Below are 18,916 nucleotides of genomic sequence, written 5' to 3'. Positions count from 1 at the left end.
ATGCCCAATGCCCCATTAACTCTGAATTACAGATGCAAGCGCTTGATCGATTGCTGCTTGTACATCAGCATCTAGTTCTACACCGGATGCAGCAGCATTATCAACAATTTGATCGGGACGGCTAGCACCGATAATGGCTGAAGCTACGCGTTGATCGCGCAGTACCCAAGCTAAAGCTAACTGTGGCATACTTAAGCCTAAGTCTTGAGCGATGGGTTTGAGTTGTTGTACTGGGGAAAGGATGCGATCGCTAAATAAATCTTTGGTAAAAAACATATTCATTTTCTCGTTACCCGCACGAGAATCTGATGGTGGCGCTTCTCCTGGGCGATATTTGCCAGTAAGTATGCCCTGAGCTAGTGGTGACCACACAATCTGACTGATACCGTTATCTGCACATAATGGAAATACCTCAGCTTCCGGTTTGCGCCACAACATAGAATACTGGGGTTGACTGGAAACAAAGCGCTCAACACCAGGAAGATTTAATGCTGCTTGAATTTGCTGGGGACTCCACTCGCTAAAGCCGATGTAACGCGCCTTTCCTTGACGTACTACCTCAGTTAGTGCCGTCATTGTCTCTTCTAGGGGTGTGTTGACATCGTAGCGATGACATTGGTACAAATCAACGTAATCTGTACGTAAGCGTTTCAACGAAGCATCAATTTGTTTGTGGATTTGGGCTGCTGATAGTCCTCTGTCATCAGGTGACATAGGAAAAAATACCTTAGTAGCTAAGATATATGAGGAACGGTCAATTCCTTGTAATACTTGGCCTAAAAATGATTCAGCTCCACCAGTTGCGTAAACATTAGCAGTATCTAAAAAATTGATTCCTACTTCAAAAGCTTTGTGAATACAAGCTTCTGCGTTTTGCTGCTCTACTGCACCCCCATAAGTGAGCCATGAGCCAAGGCTAATTTCCGAAACGCGCAAATCGCTGTTACCGAGTTGGCGGTATTTCATCTGCGTTTCTCGTTTGACTATTGATCTCATCGTTATTACCTCCAAAAAGGGATTTTGAGAATTTTCCCTGTACTGATTCAGATGTGCTAGGTGTTGTTAGATCAGCATTTTTTCCCTTAATTTGGGAAAGAGGGAAATATTAAACCGTATTGCTAGAAAGCGTCAAAGCGGATGCCAGCAATCTTAAGGAAGGTAAAACGAAAGTTCATCAGCTTTAAGTAATAGAAGTAATTAAAAAATTGGTCAAAGCGCCAATAGGGGACTTCCAAATAAAAAATAACTAATACAAATCAATACCTTTGCCAATTTACGAGGGTAATTTCATGTATTAACCTCCTTTCCTCTAGGGTTGGGCAAAAACAATAAACCGTAAAAATTCCTTCTGGATTTATCGCAAGGTTTTTTTGGCGCACTAATGCAGTATCAAGGGTTTGAGCCTCTAACCTACCTTGTAAGCTCAAGGCTTATATATCGGTTATTTTGGCAAAAATGGCAAAATTTTTTTACCCTCTTATTTTGGCTAAGGTATTGACAAATCAAATAATTTTTGCAACACATCAATAATATTCTAGAGGTCAAGGCAGTGCCTTGCCCCTACAATCTGTCGTATTGTTTTTTCAAATTGGTATAATTGCTTTGGTGAGCAGAGGGAGAAACAATGACATACAAAAATAAGTAGGGGCACAATATGTTACGCCCCTACGATTATCTGTACTTCAATGCTTTGTAATTTGCGGCAATTTTTCAATATTTTTGGAATACTTTATTTAACGGTTTAATTTTTTTGGCGTTATTATTTTTTTATATCAACTCTTTGTATCAAGCATATGAAAACATTGATTTTTGCCAAATTTGACAAAATTCGGTTGCCTATCATATTCAACAATGCTAAGTTCTGTCAATTTTCCTCACTACGCTAAAAAAATCACCAGTTAAGAAAAATATTATCAGAAGAGATTTATTAAATATATATCTAGAGAAGTATTATAGATATGACAATTTTATGACATTCATGTTTCTGGGATGACATATCTAGAGTATATAAATACAGGTAAGGAGAATTATGTAATTTGAAAATACCCACCCCTAATTTCTTGCTGTTTTGTAGAAAGAGTTAGAGGTGGGTTTAGTGCTTAATTTATAATGATTTAAGCCTATTAAATCTTGATTACAACCAAGCGCGATCGTATTGTACTGGCCAAAGTTTTTCGTGTCCTAGCTGTTTGGCTGCAAGATGTGGCCAGTAAGGATTACGAAGTAATTCCCGCCCTAACAATACTATGTCCGCTACTCCTGTACTAATAATTTTGTCAGCTTGTTCAGGAGATGTAATTAAACCGACGGCTCCTGTTTCAATCTTGGCTTCTTTGCGGATACGCTCGGCAAATTGAGTCTGATAACCTGGTTTTGAGGGAATATTAATTCCTGGGATAATGCCACCAGATGAGCAGTCAATGAGATCCACACCCAAAGACTTCAACTTGTCACTTAAAGCGATACTTTGCTCTATATCCCAACCTTTATCTACCCAATCCGTAGCGGAGATTCGCACAAACAATGGATTGCTTTGCGGCCAGATTTCTCGCACTCCTTGAACAACTTCCCTTAGCAGCCGAGTTCGGTTTTCAAAACTACCGCCATAATCATCTGTGCGAGTGTTTGAAAGTGGTGAGAGAAATTGATGCAGCAAGTAGCCATGAGCTGCATGAATTTCAATAACTTTAAACCCAGCTTGCAAGGAACGTTGAGCAGCTTGGATAAAAGCATTAGTAACTTGTTGAATACCTTCTAAAGTCAAAGCTTCTGGGATGGGAGCATCTTTACTAAAAGCGATCGCACTGCTGGACACAAGAGGTCGCCACCCCTCCTGGGATTCATCTAAAAATTTTCCTCCCTTGCTGGGTTTGGCGGTGCTGGCTTTTCTCCCCGCATGAGCTAGTTGAATTCCCGCCACAGCACCAAAGTTATGAATTAATTCCACAATCTGGGCTAAATTTTCGATGTGTTCATCTGACCAGATTCCCAAATCTTGCGGACTAATACGTCCCCGCGCCTCTACTGCTGCTGCTTCTGTTAGCACCAACCCCGAACCGCCAACAGCACGAGAAGCTAGATGAATTTTGTGCCAATCATTAGCAAAACCATTCGTACTAGAATATTGGCACATAGGTGAAACAGCAATGCGGTTGCGAAATGTCACATCACGAATACTAAATGGTTCAAACAGGTGTGCCATTACTATTGATTCCTTCTCTTGCTACGTAAAAGAAATTCCGGACGGACTTACACAATAGACTCAGGTTGGCTGCAACTGCTGTAGATGTGCGAATCGGCACACTTAATTGAGTGAGCGAACCATCAACAGAAATAATTCGATAACATCAACATCATTCACTGCAAAACTCCGCAGCTATTAGTAACAAGGCAAAAACCAAATCTACCACTGATACAAATAGTGATTATTTATACATTTGAATTGGCTTTTAGCATTTGTTACCAAGCTAAAGACGCGGATTTGGTTTAAGCGAACAGTGTTATGCATTTCTTAATTAAGGAAAAGCACGCTTATTAAGGAACTCATGACTGAGTTCCATTTCTCCAAGCTATGGCAAAAGCGTAGAAAGTGAATCTACTAGATAGCCTAACTAAAATTTCTCGATTCTGGAAGGCAACTAATCTTTTAAGAATGGGGAAGGGGAAAAAGGGGAAGGGGAAAAGGGAAATAAAAAAACTTTAACCTTTAACCTTTAACCTTTAACTTTTTCCCCAAAACCAATTTTGGGTTCAAAACGCTTAACCGGGTAGTATTGGGATGGGATGCAGAGTTGAAAAACACGATATGGGCAAAAATTACTCAAAAACCCCTGATATCTTAATTATGTTAAAAAAAAGTTTATTTTTTAAAATGTCTTAAACCATAACGGTCTTGATATTTGGCAATATAATCTACATTTTGCTGTTCTAATTTTGTAAGTAATTTACTCGGAAATTCTTTAGGGGAATAAGTCGGTTGATACCACGATTGCTGATTAAAATAATCCTGTATACCTGGAGTGTCAAACCGCCGACCATGAACGGCAAATATCCAATTTCGCATAATATCTAATTCCAACCCGTCTTTACCTTGCAAATCTGCATCGGTGACGTATCTTTGAGAAAGCCAAGAGTAATTGCTGGTTGTGGTATTAGTACTTGCTGCGGTAGATGGCGTAGGGTCGGGTGTAGATGTACCTGCAATTTGTTTAAAATAAAATCTATCCGCCGATACATTGGCATTTTTACTAGCAAAAGCACAATAAGCGTTAGGATTAGCTTGTCCGTAAGTTTTGAGTTGGTCTATGCAACTGTTGCGATCGCTAAAATGACCTACATAAACTACATATAATTGCTGCCCTGATAAATTGGGATAGTCTGGTACCCAAAAGCTACCCGCTTGAGGGTAACCTTGATTATATAAAGCTTTCACTCGCAGATTTGCCGCAGGTAATTTAGCATAGGCTGAATCTGATAGGAAATAAAACGCACTAGGCTGTGCATTATTATAGACCTCTGTTTGCTGAGGCACAGGAGTATCGCTTGCAGATGCACTTGGCGATGGGGAAGTGACAGCAGGCGTAGATTGATTTAAAGATGTTGGTGTCGGTTGTGGTAAAACCTGACTAATAATTACAGCCGCACCAATTAACCCACCTGCAATTAAACCACCCATCACCAAACCATTATTGCGATTATTAGTTTCTGGTTTTGGTGGTTCAGTTTTTGGCGGTTCCGTGGGGCGAGGCGATACAGGCACAGTAGGCGGTGGTACAGTCACCACAGGCGGTTGATGGAAAACTGGTTGTGTTGGTGGAATAGGACTTGCTATACTCTGCAAAGCATCCAGCATGGTTCTAGCTGTAGGAAAGCGATCGCGTGGATGATAGGCGATCGTGCGATCAAGTATATCTGCCATCATCGGACTCAAATGAGGAGCATATTGTCGCCACATAATCTCAGCCGTCTGGGGATCTGCTTCTATTTGTTGCGGTTGTCTCCCAGTTAGCAAATAAATTGCTGTCATCCCCACACTATATAAATCGCTGGAATAAACTGGTCTTCCCGCAGCTTGTTCGCTGGACATATAGCCTGGTGTACCAATGACTATTGAACTGGTAGGTAAACCTTGAGAATTCACCACTGTTCCCATCGATTCCCGCACCGCACCAAAATCAATTAATACAGGTTTGCCGTCCCGATGCCGCACAATAATGTTATCCGGTTTAATATCGCGGTGAACAATATACTTACCGTGGACATATTCTAATACGGGTAATAAATTGAGCAATAATTCCTGTATAGCTTTTTCGCTAAATAACCCCTGCTGTTGCAATTTTGCTGTGAGGGTATCACCTTCTACCCATTCCTGAACTAGGTAAAATTGCCCTGCTGCTTCAAAATAAGCAAACAAAGTGGGGATTTGGTCAGTTGCACCACCAAGTTCTTCTAAAATCGCCGCTTCTCGCTGAAACCGTTCTTTGACTATTTGGTAAATCTGCGGATTATTTTGAATTGGTCTAAGCTGTTTGACTACACAACGGCGCTTAGAAGGCATATAGCTATCTTCTGCCAGAAAGGTTTCGCCAAACCCACCAGCACCCAAAGTGCGAATAACTTGATAGCGATCGTTCAACAGGTTCATTCTTAATTTATAATTCGTAATTCGTAATACCCTACAGAAAGCGCAAAGCACTACGTAATTCTTAATAAGACGTAGGGTGTGTTACGCCGTAGGCTAACGCACCTATAATATTCGATGGTACTTTACTATACAGCAATACAACACTCAATCTAGTTGGCATCAACAATCTTCATCACCCGAACCTTTTTGAGCGTGTAATAGCTTAGTTCTACCTAGACACAGGGCATACAGTAGCAACAGGGTGAGATGTTGGTGTAGCTTGAGGTGCATTCGTCACCAAAGCTATTTCACCATTAGCAGTTTTGACCATACCTTGCGCTTCGATAATTTCCGAAATTGCATTGTTACTTACCGGAACAACACCATCTATTGATGTAGCTGTTTGCTCCTCTAGAGTCGCTAGGGGAATGTGAATATTTGTACCCGTCAACAATTCCAATGGGCTAGGTGGTAAACTACCGCGTCCAGTAACAACAAATTTTGCTAACGGCTTTGGGTTGGGGTCTGTGGGGCAGATTTGCGAAAATTTAGTACTAGCATCAATGAATTCATTGGGTAGTTGGATTAATTCTTGCGTTGGTTGGACTTCTGGTTGCTGAATCTCAATTTGTCCTTGTACGCCTAATTCAGAACTAGCCGTAATATCATTTGTTTGCAGTGATGGTTTGAGGCGGGAGTCTATACCGAAAATATTCTGAGTAAAGATGTTAATATTACCACCCGCACCAGAAAACGCGTTAGCTGTGATATCACTGTTTTCGTTAGGTACAGCAACTATGAAAGGTGTATTTATAGTTATGTTACCGCCATTGCCGCCAGCTTGGGTAGTGCCTGCGGTGGTGGAAATCTGAGCACCACGACGCATCAGCAAAAAGTCGTTAACATTAAGTTTAATATTGCCACCATTAGCATCAGCGATCGATTCCGAAGTGATAGAGCCTCGATTATTCAGGGTAAGCCGAGATGCATTGATATTAATATTCCCAGCTGCATTTTGAATTTCTGTATTAGCTGATAGCTTTGCACCATCAGTTACAAGTAGGGAATTTGTAGAGATATTAATATCTCCGCCTTTACCTAAGGTTCCTGAAAGCCGTCCGTCTTGACTAGCCCCACTGGTAATAAAAACATCAGAACCTGCAATAGCGATAGAGTTTGCATTAATCAATATATTCCCCGCATCTCCTTGTCCTTGAGTTCTGGTATTTATTTCTTGGTTGCCAGAAACAGATAAATTAGGTGTATTGATGATGATATCACCACCTTTACCAACTGCTTCAGGTTCAACTTGGGTATAGGCACCACCCCAAAATGGTTTTAAATCTCCGCTAAAGGTAACACTATCTCGTGCATTGATGATAATGTTGCCGCCATTACCACGAGCCTCTGTATCTGCACGTAAATTAGCACCTATATCTAGCAAGAAGGAACCTGTTGTAATCTGGATATCTCCTCCATTCCCAATTCCACCTACACCTCCTCCATTGTCTTCACAAGCACAGGTCACTTCAGAGAACATATCTGATCCTTGTACTAGGGCTACTTGGTCTCTTGCCTCAATTATGATGTTACCGGAATTACCTGTTCCTGCTGTACTGGCATTGATTTGAGAACTATCTAAGCGTAAAGTGCCGGTTTTTATAACTACACCACCACTGTTGCCTACACCCCCAAAATTAACACTGCTGGAGAATATAGTTCCATCTGCATCAAAATTAGTTCTACCAAGATTAAGGTCGCCTACTCCTGTTAAGGAAACAGTATTACGGGCTTCAATGAATATTCCTCCCGAATTTCCGCGTCCAGAAATACTTGATAAAATTCTGGCTTCATCACTGGCAAATAGTGAACCTGTATTAATGCTAATACCTCCACTGTTACCTACTCCTCCAGAATCAACACTATTTAAAATCCGGCTGAAGCTTTTTCCCGATAAAGAAACTGTATCACGGGCTGTAATAGAAATTTTACCTGCATCACCTTCACCAAAGGTGCTAGAACTTATTACTGCACCATCTTTGATAAAAACATTTTCAGCAAAAATGTTAATGTCACCGCCATTACCAAATGCGCCAGATTCTACATTACTAAATAAACCACTTGGCGATTCATCAATATCTAACCCAACAAAAGAAACTGTATCTCTTGCTTGAATTGTGATATTTCCTCCATTACCTCGTCCGCGAGTAAACGAGTTTATTTGAGAACCATTAGTTAGAGAAAGTGAGCCAGTAGAGATGTTGATATTCCCAGCACTTCCCTCAGCATCAATACTCTGAATATTGTTGATAATATATGATGTAGCATCTAGAGAAATTGCATCACGACCTGTTATAAAAATATTACCAGAATTCCCCTTCCCAAAAGTGCTAGAAATTATTTCTCCACCTTCTTTTATATTAATATTTCCAGCTTCAACCTTAATATTTCCAGCACTTCCACTTGCACCATCACCTAAACTACCAAATATTCCACTATTTGCACCAGAAATTGCAAATACATCACGCACGTTAATATTTACAGTTCCACCAATACCTTGGGCACCTGCAAGAGTTCCAGATGCTCTATTGAGACTAACGCCTAAGATTCCACTATTTGTCAAAGATAATGAACTAGCAGTGATATTGATGACCCCTCCATTACCTACTGCACCAGCAAATACATTACTCAAAGAAGCACTGGGAAATCCATTACTATCTACCCCATCAAAAGTAACTGCATCTCTGGCTTGAATTGTGATATTTCCCGCATTACCTTGTCCGCGAGTAAACGAGTTTATTTGAGCGCCATTAGTTACAGAAAGCGAACCAGTAAGAATATCGATATTGCCAGCATTTCCTTCAGCATCAATAGCCTGAACATTGTTGAGAATATATGATGAATAATCTAGAAAAATTGTCTTGTCGGCTGTTATATAAATATTACCTGAATCGCCTTTACCAAAAGTGCTGGCTGAGATTTCTCCACCATCTCTTACAAAAATATTTCCAGCTTCAACTTTAATATTTCCACCACTGCCAATTGCACCAGCACCTAGACTACCAAATATTCCACTATCTGTACCGGAAATTGTAAATGCATCACGCACATTAATATTTATAGTTCCACCAATACCTTGGGCACCTGCAAGAGTTCCAGATGCTCTATTGAGACTAACGCCTAAGATTCCACTATTTGTCAAAGATAATGAACTAGCAGTGATATTGATGACCCCTCCATTACCTACTGCACCAGCTGATACATCACTAAAAGAACCACTAGGAAATCCATTACTATCTACCCCATCAAAAGTAACTGCATCTCTGGCTTGAATTGTGATATTTCCCGCATTACCTTGTCCACGAGTAAAGGAATTTATTTGAGCGCCGTTAGTTGCAGTCAGTGAACCAGTAGCGATGTCGATATTGCCAGCATTACCCACAGCATCACTACTTTGAACATTGTTGTAAATATATGATGCAGCATCTAGAGAAATTGCATTTGCTGTGATGAAAATATCACCTGAATCGCCTTTACCAAAGGTACTGGAACTTATTTCCCCACCATCTTTTATAAATAAATTTCTAGCTTCAACTTTAATATCTCCAGCACGTCCAGTTGCACCAGTACCTAAACTGCCAAAAATTGTGCTACCTGCACCGGAAAGTGTAACTGCGTCACGCACATTAATATTTACAGTACCACCAATACCTTGCCCACCTAGTAGAGTATTAGAAGCTTCACGTACAGCAACCTGTATATTTCCACCATTTGTTATAGACAAAGAACCAGAAGTAATGCCAATATTGCCACCGTTACCGACACCTCCGGTTGCAACATTACTAAATACACCACTGGGAAATCCATTACTATCTACCCCATCAAAAGTAACTGCATCTCTGGCTTGAATGGTGATATTTCCAGCATTTCCTTCTCCACGAGTAAAGGAATTTATTTGAGCGCCATCTGTTATCTCAAGAGAGCCAGTTTTAATCGTTATATTACCTGCATTACCGACTGCTTGAGATTGTACTGAGTTAAAAATTAGGCTATCTGTCCCTGCAAGGAGAATTTTTCCTGTAGCATCAACTGTAATATCTCCCGCTTGAGCGTTAGCATTTCCTAAACTTAACCCTATGCCAGCAAAAAACTCACTACCTGCTAAAATCTCGATATTTCGACCATGAGCAGCGATACTACCACCACCATCGCCAATAACGCCAACTACAGCTGCATTATTGAGCGATATGTCTCCCCGTTGTACACCATCAGGAAAACTTAAACTGAAATTATCCCCATTAGTTTGAATTCCAATGCTTCCCGCTTCTTTCAAACCGCCTAACTCGATGCGTCCACCATTTGCGATCGCCCATCCTCCATCCATGCTCACATTACCGCCGACCAAAAGCAAACTTTTGCCATCGGGAACGCGCAAACCTAATACATTCACACCTGCAGGGTCTATTCCTGCTGCTGCAACAGAATTATTTTGAATCGCTGCATTTTGATTAATTTGATTAAACAACAACGCCGAAGGATTCACAGTCAACAATGGCGGTGCTTGGGGATTAGTTGCACTAAAAATTCCCTGATTGCCAAACTGTAAAGCATTCGCAGTTGTTGCTAAAAATGAACCCCGAATATCTAAACTGGCATTATTACCAAATACAATGCCATTAGGATTAATTAAAAATAAATTTGCAATTCCATTGACACCCAAAGTCCCTAAAATATTCGATGCATTTACACCTGTCACCCGTGTCAAAATATTTTGTACACCAGAGGGATTGCCAAAATACACTCGTTGCCCATCATTAATATTAAACTCAGTAAAACTATGAAAAAGATTGCTACCCCTTTGAGCGCCACCATTAATTAAATCTGCATTTTCACCATTAATCAGCGTGTTTGGCGTAATACTAGAAGCCTCTGCACCCAGGGTATTATCAGGCGTGATTTGTGCCTTAGCTGGTGTGCTGACAATAACAAAAAGGGAAGGTATGAAAAATTTTTTGAAAAAATTTTGGATCTCAGGCATTGTGATTACCTTAAGAGATTTATAGATGCACTATCTCATGGCATTACATATATCACTATTTCTGCCTGAACATCTGCAATAATAAATCATAAAAAATCGTGAAATCCGCTTCTGTTTTCAAGAAAGAGGCTGTGCGATCGCACTCAATTCATCAATTGTGCTAGGGTGACTCTCATATCCATTCTCTATAGAAATCCGATTTGATGTCTGAAAAAATCTCAGCTTTGGTGCTGATGTCGTACTCTCGCTGCTAAAGCATCCTACGCGAACCTCAAAAATCGAATATGAGTCCTATAAAATCACGCAACAGATCCAAACGACTCAACCTTTTATATATCTAGCTTTCTTAATTACGAATTACAAATTACGAATTACAAATTAGTATAATTTCCATCTTGAATATTCTGAAAAAATACACCCCACAGTTTAACTGTAGAGTGTATTTTATAGCTATTATCCTTGATTAATTTCAGTAATTTTCTGGAACAATTAACTAGCTAACAGTAGATAGTTGCCGCTCAAAGAAAGCTTGCAAAACTCTTTCTGCTATTTGATGACTAGTTAAACCTAATTCAGTCTTAGATTCATCTGGTGTCGCATGATCTACTAAGATATCTGGTACACCGATGCGCTTCACGGGAACGACAACATCGGCATCGAGTAAAGCTTCAGCTACCGCAGAACCAAAGCCACCCATGACGCAGCCTTCTTCTAAAGTCACGACGCGACCAATTTTCTTAGCTAAAGGCAAAATTAACTCAGTATCTAATGGTTTAGCGAAACGGGCATTAACTACAGTAGCTTCAATACCATGTTCGCTGAGAATTTCCGCAGCTTGCATACTGGGGTAAACCATTGTGCCATAGCCAAGAATTAACACATCATCTCCTGTGCGGAGAATTTCGGCTTTACCGATTTCTAAAGGTTCCCAGCCTTCTTCCATCAAGGGTACGCCATGGCCGTTGCCACGGGGGAAACGCATAGCGATCGCACCTTTGGTATAGTTAATACCTGTGACTATCATCCGTTGTAGTTCGGCTTCGTCTTTGGGTGCCATCAAGACCATGTTAGGAATACAACGCAGATAAGCAATGTCATACATACCTTGATGGGTGGGGCCATCAGCACCCACAATTCCCGCCCTGTCTAAGCAGAAAAATACGGGCAAGTTTTGAATGCAGACATCGTGAATAATCTGGTCGTAAGCACGTTGCAAGAAAGTAGAGTAGATAGCAGCTACGGGGCGCATCCCTTCACTAGCAAGTGCAGCCGCTAAAGTAACGGCGTGCTGTTCGGCAATACCAACATCAATATATTGATTGGGTAATTTAGCTTGGAGTTTATCTAAGCCTGTCCCTGTAGCCATCGCCGCCGTAATCCCAATAATTTTGGGGTTTTGTTCAGCGAGTTTAACTAAAGTGTGGGCGAAGACTTTAGCATAAGCAGGGGGTTTAGGCTTGCTAGAAGGAATCGCTTTACCAGTTGTGAGATTGAAAGGATTTTGAGCATGGTAGCCAACTTGGTCTTGTTCGGCAAGTTCATAACCTTTGCCTTTGACAGTCGCCACATGCACCAAAACTGGCCCTGGGATCTGATGTGCTTGTTGGAAGGTAGCAATTAATTCTTCTAAATTATGCCCATCTACTGGCCCGATATAGGTAAAGCCGAGTTCTTCAAAAACAGCCCCAACTTTGGGAACCGCCAGTCGCTTCATCCCTTCTTTGATGCGTCCCAGTTCTGGAGATAAGGATTCGCCAACAAAGGGAATATGTTTGAATTGTTCCTCAAAATTATCCTTAATAAACTGCACAGGTGGGCTGAGGCGCATTTTATTCAGGTAGCGGGGAATTGCACCCACATTGGGCGAGATAGACATCTCGTTGTCATTGAGAACAACTAGTAGGTTAGTTTTTGGCAAGTGTCCTGCATGGTTGATGGCTTCTAAGGCCATCCCACCAGTTAAAGCACCATCACCAATTACAGCTACGGCTTTAAATTTTTCCCCCTTTAAATCACGGGCTAAAGCCATACCCAAAGCTGCGGAGATACTGGTAGAAGCATGTCCTGCACCAAAGTGATCGAACTTGCTTTCACACCGTTTGAGATAACCAGCAATTCCCTCTTTTTGTCTTAAGGTGTGGAAATTGCTGTAACGACCTGTAATTAGTTTATGGGGATAAGCTTGGTGCCCTACATCCCAAATAACTTTATCCCGATCTAAGTCCAGTGTCTGGTAAAGCCCTAAAGTTAACTCTACAACACCCAAACCTGGCCCCAGGTGTCCCCCAGTTGCTGCTACTGTTTGTAAGTGCTTATCTCGGATTTGACGCGCAATCTGTTGTAGCTGCCGAATCGATAAACCGTGCAACTGGTTAGGATGGGTGATTTCGCTCAGATGCATATTATAGGGTTTTCCTCTCTAATCTCTACTTCTGAATATTCTTTGATTTTCCCACGGTAATGTTGCTTGCAGAAGCATACTTAAAATAACTTGCTGTCTCAAAAAGTCATTCGATAATTGCCCATGTTTTACTATTAATTTCCTCATTGATAAACAACCCCATCGTTCTCAACAAGAAGTTGGGGAAGGTTGGCTCTATTTAATTTAACAAAATGTAATAAAAGTTGCTGGCAGGAATGCATTCATTACAATATTTTTTTACTAGCTTTACCGTAGAATTACTTGCTTATCCTGCTGACAAACCTTTGAAATTATTGTGAAAATAAATCAACAGCCAAATCCAATAATTTGCTAAATAGTCAGTAAATTGTTCAATTTTTTCAGTTTATATGCAACATATTTATCCAAGAAATATTTATCACGATCTATTTAAGTGGCGAAGTATCTCATGATACTGATTTTTCAGAATATTAAATATTTATGTCTTGCTATATTTCAGAATATAGTTCTGAGAAATATCAGCAAGGCGAGGTTGAATATTTACTCATTGACAAAATAGGCAACAAGTGAAGCGTAGGCGAGTGGGTAAATTTTCAGGCGATCGCAAAAATTGCTTGCCTATAGTAAATAGATCTGCTATATTCATTAATCGTGTGTTAAGGACGTATAGCTCAGTTGGTTAGAGCGCTACGTTGACATCGTAGAGGTCACTGGTTCGAATCCAGTTACGTCCATTGCTATAAAATTTTGTTAGCCTGAGAGCTACTTTTGATTAACTGTTTTTGTAAAGCAACAATCACAGCTTGAGTGCGATCGCTCACTTCTAATTTCTGTAAAATCGCATGGATATGCACTCGCACTGTTCCCGGCGCAATATATAGTGCATGAGCAATTTCTTGATTAGTTTTGCCAGCAGCTAACAATGATAGAATTTCTTGTTCGCGTACAGTTAGGGGATTTGAAGGCTTTGTGAGGCTTTCTAACTCAGATGGTGATGGTTCAGCAGTCAAAGAAGAACGAATTTCTTGGGTTGCAGTTGCATCCCACCAAGAAGCACCTGCAGCGACAGAACGCAGTGCTAACACTAATTTTTCTGCCGCTATTCCTTTGAGACAGTAGCCTTGCGCGCCTGCTTCAATTAACCGGGTAATTAGCGGCTTTTGGGAATGCGAAGTAAGAACTAAGATTGGTAGTGAGGGATTTTGCTGCTTAATTTGTCTGCAAGCTTCGATTCCGCCAATTCCTGGTAAACCCACATCTAACAGCACCACATCTAGAGGCGTTTGCTTAACTAATTCGATAGCTGTTTCACCATCTTCAGCCTCAGCGACAATCTCTAACCCTGGTTCTTGTTGCAATCGCACGCGCAAACCCAAGCGGAAGAGTTCATCGTCCTCGACAAGGAGAATTTTGATTGGGGTAGAGGACATTTCACACAGTAACAGATTGAAATGGGTAAACAGGCAGTTTGAAAGCAAACATTGCACCAGTGGGTACTTTGTTCTCTGCCCAAATTATACCTCCGTGAGCTTCAATAATTTGCCGAGATAGGTAAAGCCCCAATCCTGAACCTTTGGCTTGGCGATCGCTATGTCCTTGGTAAAATCTTTCAAATAAATAAGGAAACTCTTCTGGTGCAATACCTGCACCTGTATCCAAAATTTTGACTACTTGGTAAGAGGCTTGGGGTTCTAAAACTACTTCCACCCTTGCACCCCGCCGGGAATGATTAATTGCGTTCACTAACAGATTATTAAAAACTCTTTGGAGTTGTAGTGCATCACCTTGAACCCACAATTCACTTCGCCAATCAGAATCACCATAACTCACTGAGAGATGAACGCGGCGATTAGCAGCTAATTCGATTAAACTACTTGATGCATCCTCTGCTAAGTTGGTTAAATCTACAGGTGCTAAGTCCAGCTTTAAGCCTTCAGTATCGTTGCGATAGATATCTAATAAAGTTTCTAAAAGTTGTAGGGAAGTTTTGTGGCTGCGCGCCATTGTTGCTAAAACTTGTTGCTGGGTTGGTAATACTGGGCCAAATTTTTCTTGTTGAAAGGCTTTGATTGTTTCAATTGCACCTAGCAATGGTGTTTTTAAATCATGGGTAAGCGTTGAGGCGAAATCTTCTCGGAGTTTGACTAATTCCTCTTGCGATTCTAATTTGGCACGGGTGAGGGCGATCGCATCTTGAGAACGACGCAGGCGATCGCTTAAAATACCTGTGACAATCAAAGCCAAAACTGCGATCGCACGACTGGCAATTGTGGATGCTTTGATAACTCCACCCTCTGGTAACCAAAGATTTAAAATGGTTAAGCAGACAGCAATCAAGGTTGCTTGTAAGGTTGCAATCCCCCCAAACCATGAGTTTGTTAATAATATTGGCCCTGTATAAAGATATCCAAATACATATTCAGTTGGTGTAGAAAACTCCATCAGCATGACAGCAACAAACAGGCTTGATATGACTGTCAATCTGCTAAATTGGGAGTTATTAGATAGTAATTTCGCTGAAAATATGGAATGGGGCATGGGGCATGGGGCATGGGGCATTGGGAATTTGTCAGTTATCCTTCATTCTGAGATTTTCTACAAAACTTTGGTGTTCTGCACTTGTTAAACCTTGCTGCAAAACTTCTAAGACTCTAGCTAAATTTCCGGTTAATAATGCTGCTTTTTCTAACCATAAACCCGGAAATATTTGGGAACAAATCACACCATCGGCATTAGGTGTCAGCTGTATATATTCTCCTTCCTGTAACTTGAACCAATCAAATTCACCGTCATAAACTCGCCAAACTAAATATTCTTGCACTTGATTGCGTCGGTATACTTTTAACTTGTCGTGTAAATCTAAAGAAACACTACTAGCTGCAATTTCCACAATTAACTCTGGCGCACCTTCAATATAGTCATCATCGCTAACACGCGTTTGTCCCCCGTTGGCGATTCTTAAACAGACATCTGGTTGAGGTTCGTTATCTGCATCTAGGCGTACAGTGGAATTATCAGCGAGTTTAACGCCTGGTGTAGCCACTTTGTAAAGTCCCAACCAAGTAATAATATCAGCATGGGGTTCACCATGACCTGTAACTCGTAACGGAGATGCCATATATACAGTTCCTTCAATCAGTTCCGCTTTTTTCACTTCTGGCATAGTATGATAACGACGCTCAAATTCAGCGCGGGTAAGTTTATCACCGTTTTCCAAAGGTGGAAGGGTTGATAGAGGAATGATAATGGCGTTAGGGCGTGTAATCATATTTTGATCCACAGCAATTTAACTATTAAGTATGTCGGCGAAATTAAAGATAACTGGCTAAGGCTGTCATTCTTACAAAGTTCTGATCGGAGGAAACCTCCGCTCAGACTTTGCGCTTTGTCATTGGTCATTTGTCATTGGTAAGGATTTTAAACCTATTTACGTTTATTAACATAGTCGGGTTTATTTCCACTGACTTACTTAATTTCATTTTAAAGAGGCAAGATTTATGTCGGCAATGCCCAGCCTACATATACTTGCTGTGAATATTTTTGTTTAGTTACTTATCTAAACGCTCTAAACGCTAGATATAGAAATAATAAACGCTCCCTAAATCAAAAATAAACTTGTTTTTATATCTTCTATATCTTGTATTTCATCAAAAGCCAATTGATGATGGAAGTAAATTAACAATTTGTATGAAAAATTACGAATTAGGCATTATCAATTGGTATAACTCATGCTACAAGGATGGATTCAAATAGCATTAACGCTATTAATTGTGGTAGCAATTACTCCCTTTTTTGGGCGATATATGGCGCGTGTCTATCAAGAACAGCGCACTTTTCTTGACTCAGTTTTAAACCCAATTGAACGAATACTTTATTCTTTGGTTGGTGTTGCCACAAAAGAAGATATGACAGGATGGCAGTATGCAAGAGCTATTCTGTACAGCAATGTGGTGATGGGGTTGCTGATATTCTTCATTATTATGAGTCAAGGATGGTTGCCCTTTAATCCTAATAAGATAGGTGCGCCAACTTGGGATACAGCATTACACACAACCATATCCTTTATTACTAACACCAACCAGCAGCATTATTCTGGTGAAACTTATCTGAGCTATGCCAGTCAAATGTGGGGGCTGGGATATCATATGTTCACCTCAGCCGCCACAGGATTGGCGGTAGGAATTGCTTTTATTCGAGGGTTGACTGGTAGACCTTTGGGCAATTTCTATGTAGATTTAATTCGCACAATTACGCGGATTTTACTACCTATTTGTATTGTCGGCGGTATTGCTTTGATGGCGGCGGGTGTTCCCGAAACCTTAGCAGGGGCAGTTGTATTACCCACCTTAGAAGACCCTAACATTAGTCAGGCGATCGCACGCGGCCCGGTGGCTCATTATGAAATCATCAAGCAATTAGGAGAAAACGGCGGCGGCTTTTTCGCTATTAACTCAGCACATCCTTTTGAAAATCCCAACGGGTTTTCTAACTTAATTCAGGTTGTGGCAATGCTTTCAATTCCCACATCTCTGATTTACACATACGGTTTGTTTGCTAACAACACCAAGCAAGCTTGGTTAGTTTACGGGATGGTGGGTGTAATTTATATCGCCTTTATTATCGTCGCTGCTATTGGCGAATATAACGGTAATCCAGCAGTGAATGCACTTTTGGGCAGTACGCAACCGAACTTAGAAGGTAAAGAAGTCAGGTTTGGGTGGGCGCAGTCAGTGCTATTTGCAGTTAGTACAACCGGAACTATGTGCGGTGCTGTTAATAGTTTGCATGACTCCTTTATGCCTAACGGTGGTTTTGTCACCCTGTCGAATATGTTTCTGCAAATTATTTGGGGTGGACAAGGTACAGGCACAGCTTACTTATTTGCTTACTTGATTTTGGCTGTATTTGCTACAGGTTTAATGGTAGGACGCACACCAGAATTTCTGGGACGGAAAATCGAAAAGCGGGAAGTGGTACTGGCGAGTTTTTTGATTCTCTTAGTTCATCCCATCGCTATTATGATTCCGGCAGGAATAGCTTTAGCATTTCCCGAACAACTAGCAGGAATTAGTAACCCCGGGTTTCATGGTTTCGCCCAAGTCATTTACGAATACGCCTCCGCAGCAGCTAATAATGGTTCGGGATTTGAAGGTTTAGGAGATTCTCAACCTTCACCGTTGGCGATCGCAGCTGGTGCAAAAACTACCGCAACTGCTTTGTGGTGGAACCTAAGTACTTGCTTCAGTCTCCTGGCTGGACGCTACATCCCTATTATCGGTTTGCTGTTGTTAGCAGATAGTATGTCCCGCAAAAAGCAAGTTCCTTTCAACGTCGGCACATTACGAACTGACACCGGACTATTTACAGGCGTAACCGCAGGCGTAATTTTAATCCTCGGCGCACTGACATTCTTCCCAGTTTTAGCATTCGGCCCCATCGGTGAAGCTTTTTATTTGGGGCATGGGGGATAGGGCATTGGGCATTGGGCATGGGGCATGAAGCATTGGTTTTAAAGGTGCAACGTTCAGGCTCAAAGGTGCAACTTCCGACATCAAAGACGCAACTTTCAGGGTTAAAGGTGCAATTTCCAGGCTCAAAGGCTCAACGTTCGGGTTCCAAGGCTCAATCGTCAGGCTCAAAGGCTCAACGTTCGGGTTCCAAGGCTCAACATTCAAGTTCCAAGGCTCAATGTTTAGGTTCTAAGGCTCAATGTTTAGGTTCTAAGGCTCAATGTTCAGGTTCTAAGGCTCAATGTTCAGGTTTTAAGGCTCAATTGTCAGCCTCAAGGCAGCAAAAGACCTCATAAATTTATCACACAGTTGGTTTTACAAGTTTCTTTTCTACTCCTGTTGTC

The 18,916-nt window shown here is 41.1% G+C and carries 10 protein-coding genes and 1 tRNA gene; 2 read left to right on the top strand and 9 right to left on the bottom strand.

The window, feature by feature from the left end; translation table 11 throughout:
• Positions 1–15 precede the first annotated feature (15 nt).
• The 5 genes from HG267_RS20750 to dxs form a co-directional block, all read right to left on the bottom strand.
• Complete coding sequence (locus HG267_RS20750) at positions 16–996, bottom strand: aldo/keto reductase family protein (RefSeq protein ID WP_228045423.1); 981 nt, start codon at positions 994–996, stop codon at positions 16–18.
• Positions 997–2,134: 1,138 nt separating this feature from the next.
• Complete coding sequence (gene namA / locus HG267_RS20745; protein WP_045873325.1) at positions 2,135–3,202, bottom strand: NADPH dehydrogenase NamA; 1,068 nt, start codon at positions 3,200–3,202, stop codon at positions 2,135–2,137.
• A gap of 657 nt (positions 3,203–3,859) precedes the next feature.
• Positions 3,860–5,644, bottom strand: coding sequence for a protein kinase domain-containing protein (locus HG267_RS20740; protein WP_045873326.1), 1,785 nt, complete (start codon positions 5,642–5,644; stop codon positions 3,860–3,862).
• 208 nt (positions 5,645–5,852) lie between these two features.
• On the bottom strand, positions 5,853–10,661 hold the full coding sequence (locus tag HG267_RS20735; RefSeq protein WP_052335358.1) for a filamentous hemagglutinin N-terminal domain-containing protein: 4,809 nt from the start codon (positions 10,659–10,661) through the stop codon (positions 5,853–5,855).
• A 493-nt stretch (positions 10,662–11,154) separates the two neighbouring features.
• The gene (dxs, locus tag HG267_RS20730) at positions 11,155–13,062 is read right to left on the bottom strand and encodes a 1-deoxy-D-xylulose-5-phosphate synthase (RefSeq protein WP_045873327.1); all 1,908 of its coding nucleotides are present in this window, start codon (positions 13,060–13,062) and stop codon (positions 11,155–11,157) included.
• A gap of 660 nt (positions 13,063–13,722) precedes the next feature.
• Between dxs and HG267_RS20725 the strand changes: the two genes are divergently transcribed.
• Positions 13,723–13,796, top strand: a tRNA-Val gene (locus HG267_RS20725).
• 3 nt (positions 13,797–13,799) lie between these two features.
• Here the strand turns inward: HG267_RS20725 and HG267_RS20720 are convergent.
• The 3 genes from HG267_RS20720 to HG267_RS20710 are packed head-to-tail and all read right to left on the bottom strand — an operon-like array spanning position 13,800 to position 16,330.
• Complete coding sequence (locus HG267_RS20720; protein ID WP_045873328.1) at positions 13,800–14,492, bottom strand: response regulator transcription factor; 693 nt, start codon at positions 14,490–14,492, stop codon at positions 13,800–13,802.
• Between the two features lies 1 nt (position 14,493).
• On the bottom strand, positions 14,494–15,621 hold the full coding sequence (locus tag HG267_RS20715; protein WP_263419959.1) for a sensor histidine kinase: 1,128 nt from the start codon (positions 15,619–15,621) through the stop codon (positions 14,494–14,496).
• Between the two features lie 10 nt (positions 15,622–15,631).
• Complete coding sequence (locus HG267_RS20710) at positions 15,632–16,330, bottom strand: Uma2 family endonuclease (protein WP_194007793.1); 699 nt, start codon at positions 16,328–16,330, stop codon at positions 15,632–15,634.
• Positions 16,331–16,790: 460 nt separating this feature from the next.
• On the opposite strand from HG267_RS20710, the gene kdpA reads away from it, so the two are divergent.
• Entirely contained in the window at positions 16,791–18,533 is a 1,743-nt protein-coding gene (kdpA, locus tag HG267_RS20705; protein WP_045873330.1) for a potassium-transporting ATPase subunit KdpA, read from the top strand.
• Here the strand turns inward: kdpA and HG267_RS20700 are convergent.
• Positions 18,483–18,737 (bottom strand): hypothetical protein, encoded by a 255-nt coding sequence (locus tag HG267_RS20700; protein ID WP_155539547.1) that lies wholly within the window; start codon positions 18,735–18,737, stop codon positions 18,483–18,485. The two genes, kdpA and HG267_RS20700, sit on opposite strands and share 51 nt — an antisense overlap.
• Positions 18,738–18,916: the final 179 nt, after the last annotated feature.

This window comes from Tolypothrix sp. PCC 7601 (assembly GCF_025677855.1).
In the GTDB taxonomy this organism is placed as follows: Bacteria; Cyanobacteriota; Cyanobacteriia; order Cyanobacteriales; family Nostocaceae; genus Aulosira; species Aulosira diplosiphon.
This window is presented reverse-complemented; position numbering and strand designations above follow the sequence as displayed.

Excerpts from the sequence above, each read along its gene's own strand:
- HG267_RS20715 (WP_263419959.1), bottom strand. The coding sequence starts at position 15,621 with ATGCCCCATGCCCCATGCCCCATGCCCCATTCCATATTTTCAGCGAAA.
- HG267_RS20720 (WP_045873328.1), bottom strand. The coding sequence starts at position 14,492 with ATGTCCTCTACCCCAATCAAAATTCTCCTTGTCGAGGACGATGAACTC.
- dxs (WP_045873327.1), bottom strand. The coding sequence starts at position 13,062 with ATGCATCTGAGCGAAATCACCCATCCTAACCAGTTGCACGGTTTATCG.
- HG267_RS20750 (WP_228045423.1), bottom strand. The coding sequence starts at position 996 with ATGAGATCAATAGTCAAACGAGAAACGCAGATGAAATACCGCCAACTC.
- HG267_RS20740 (WP_045873326.1), bottom strand. The coding sequence starts at position 5,644 with ATGAACCTGTTGAACGATCGCTATCAAGTTATTCGCACTTTGGGTGCT.
- HG267_RS20735 (WP_052335358.1), bottom strand. The coding sequence starts at position 10,661 with ATGCCTGAGATCCAAAATTTTTTCAAAAAATTTTTCATACCTTCCCTT.
- HG267_RS20710 (WP_194007793.1), bottom strand. The coding sequence starts at position 16,330 with ATGATTACACGCCCTAACGCCATTATCATTCCTCTATCAACCCTTCCA.
- kdpA (WP_045873330.1), top strand. The coding sequence starts at position 16,791 with ATGCTACAAGGATGGATTCAAATAGCATTAACGCTATTAATTGTGGTA.
- namA (WP_045873325.1), bottom strand. The coding sequence starts at position 3,202 with ATGGCACACCTGTTTGAACCATTTAGTATTCGTGATGTGACATTTCGC.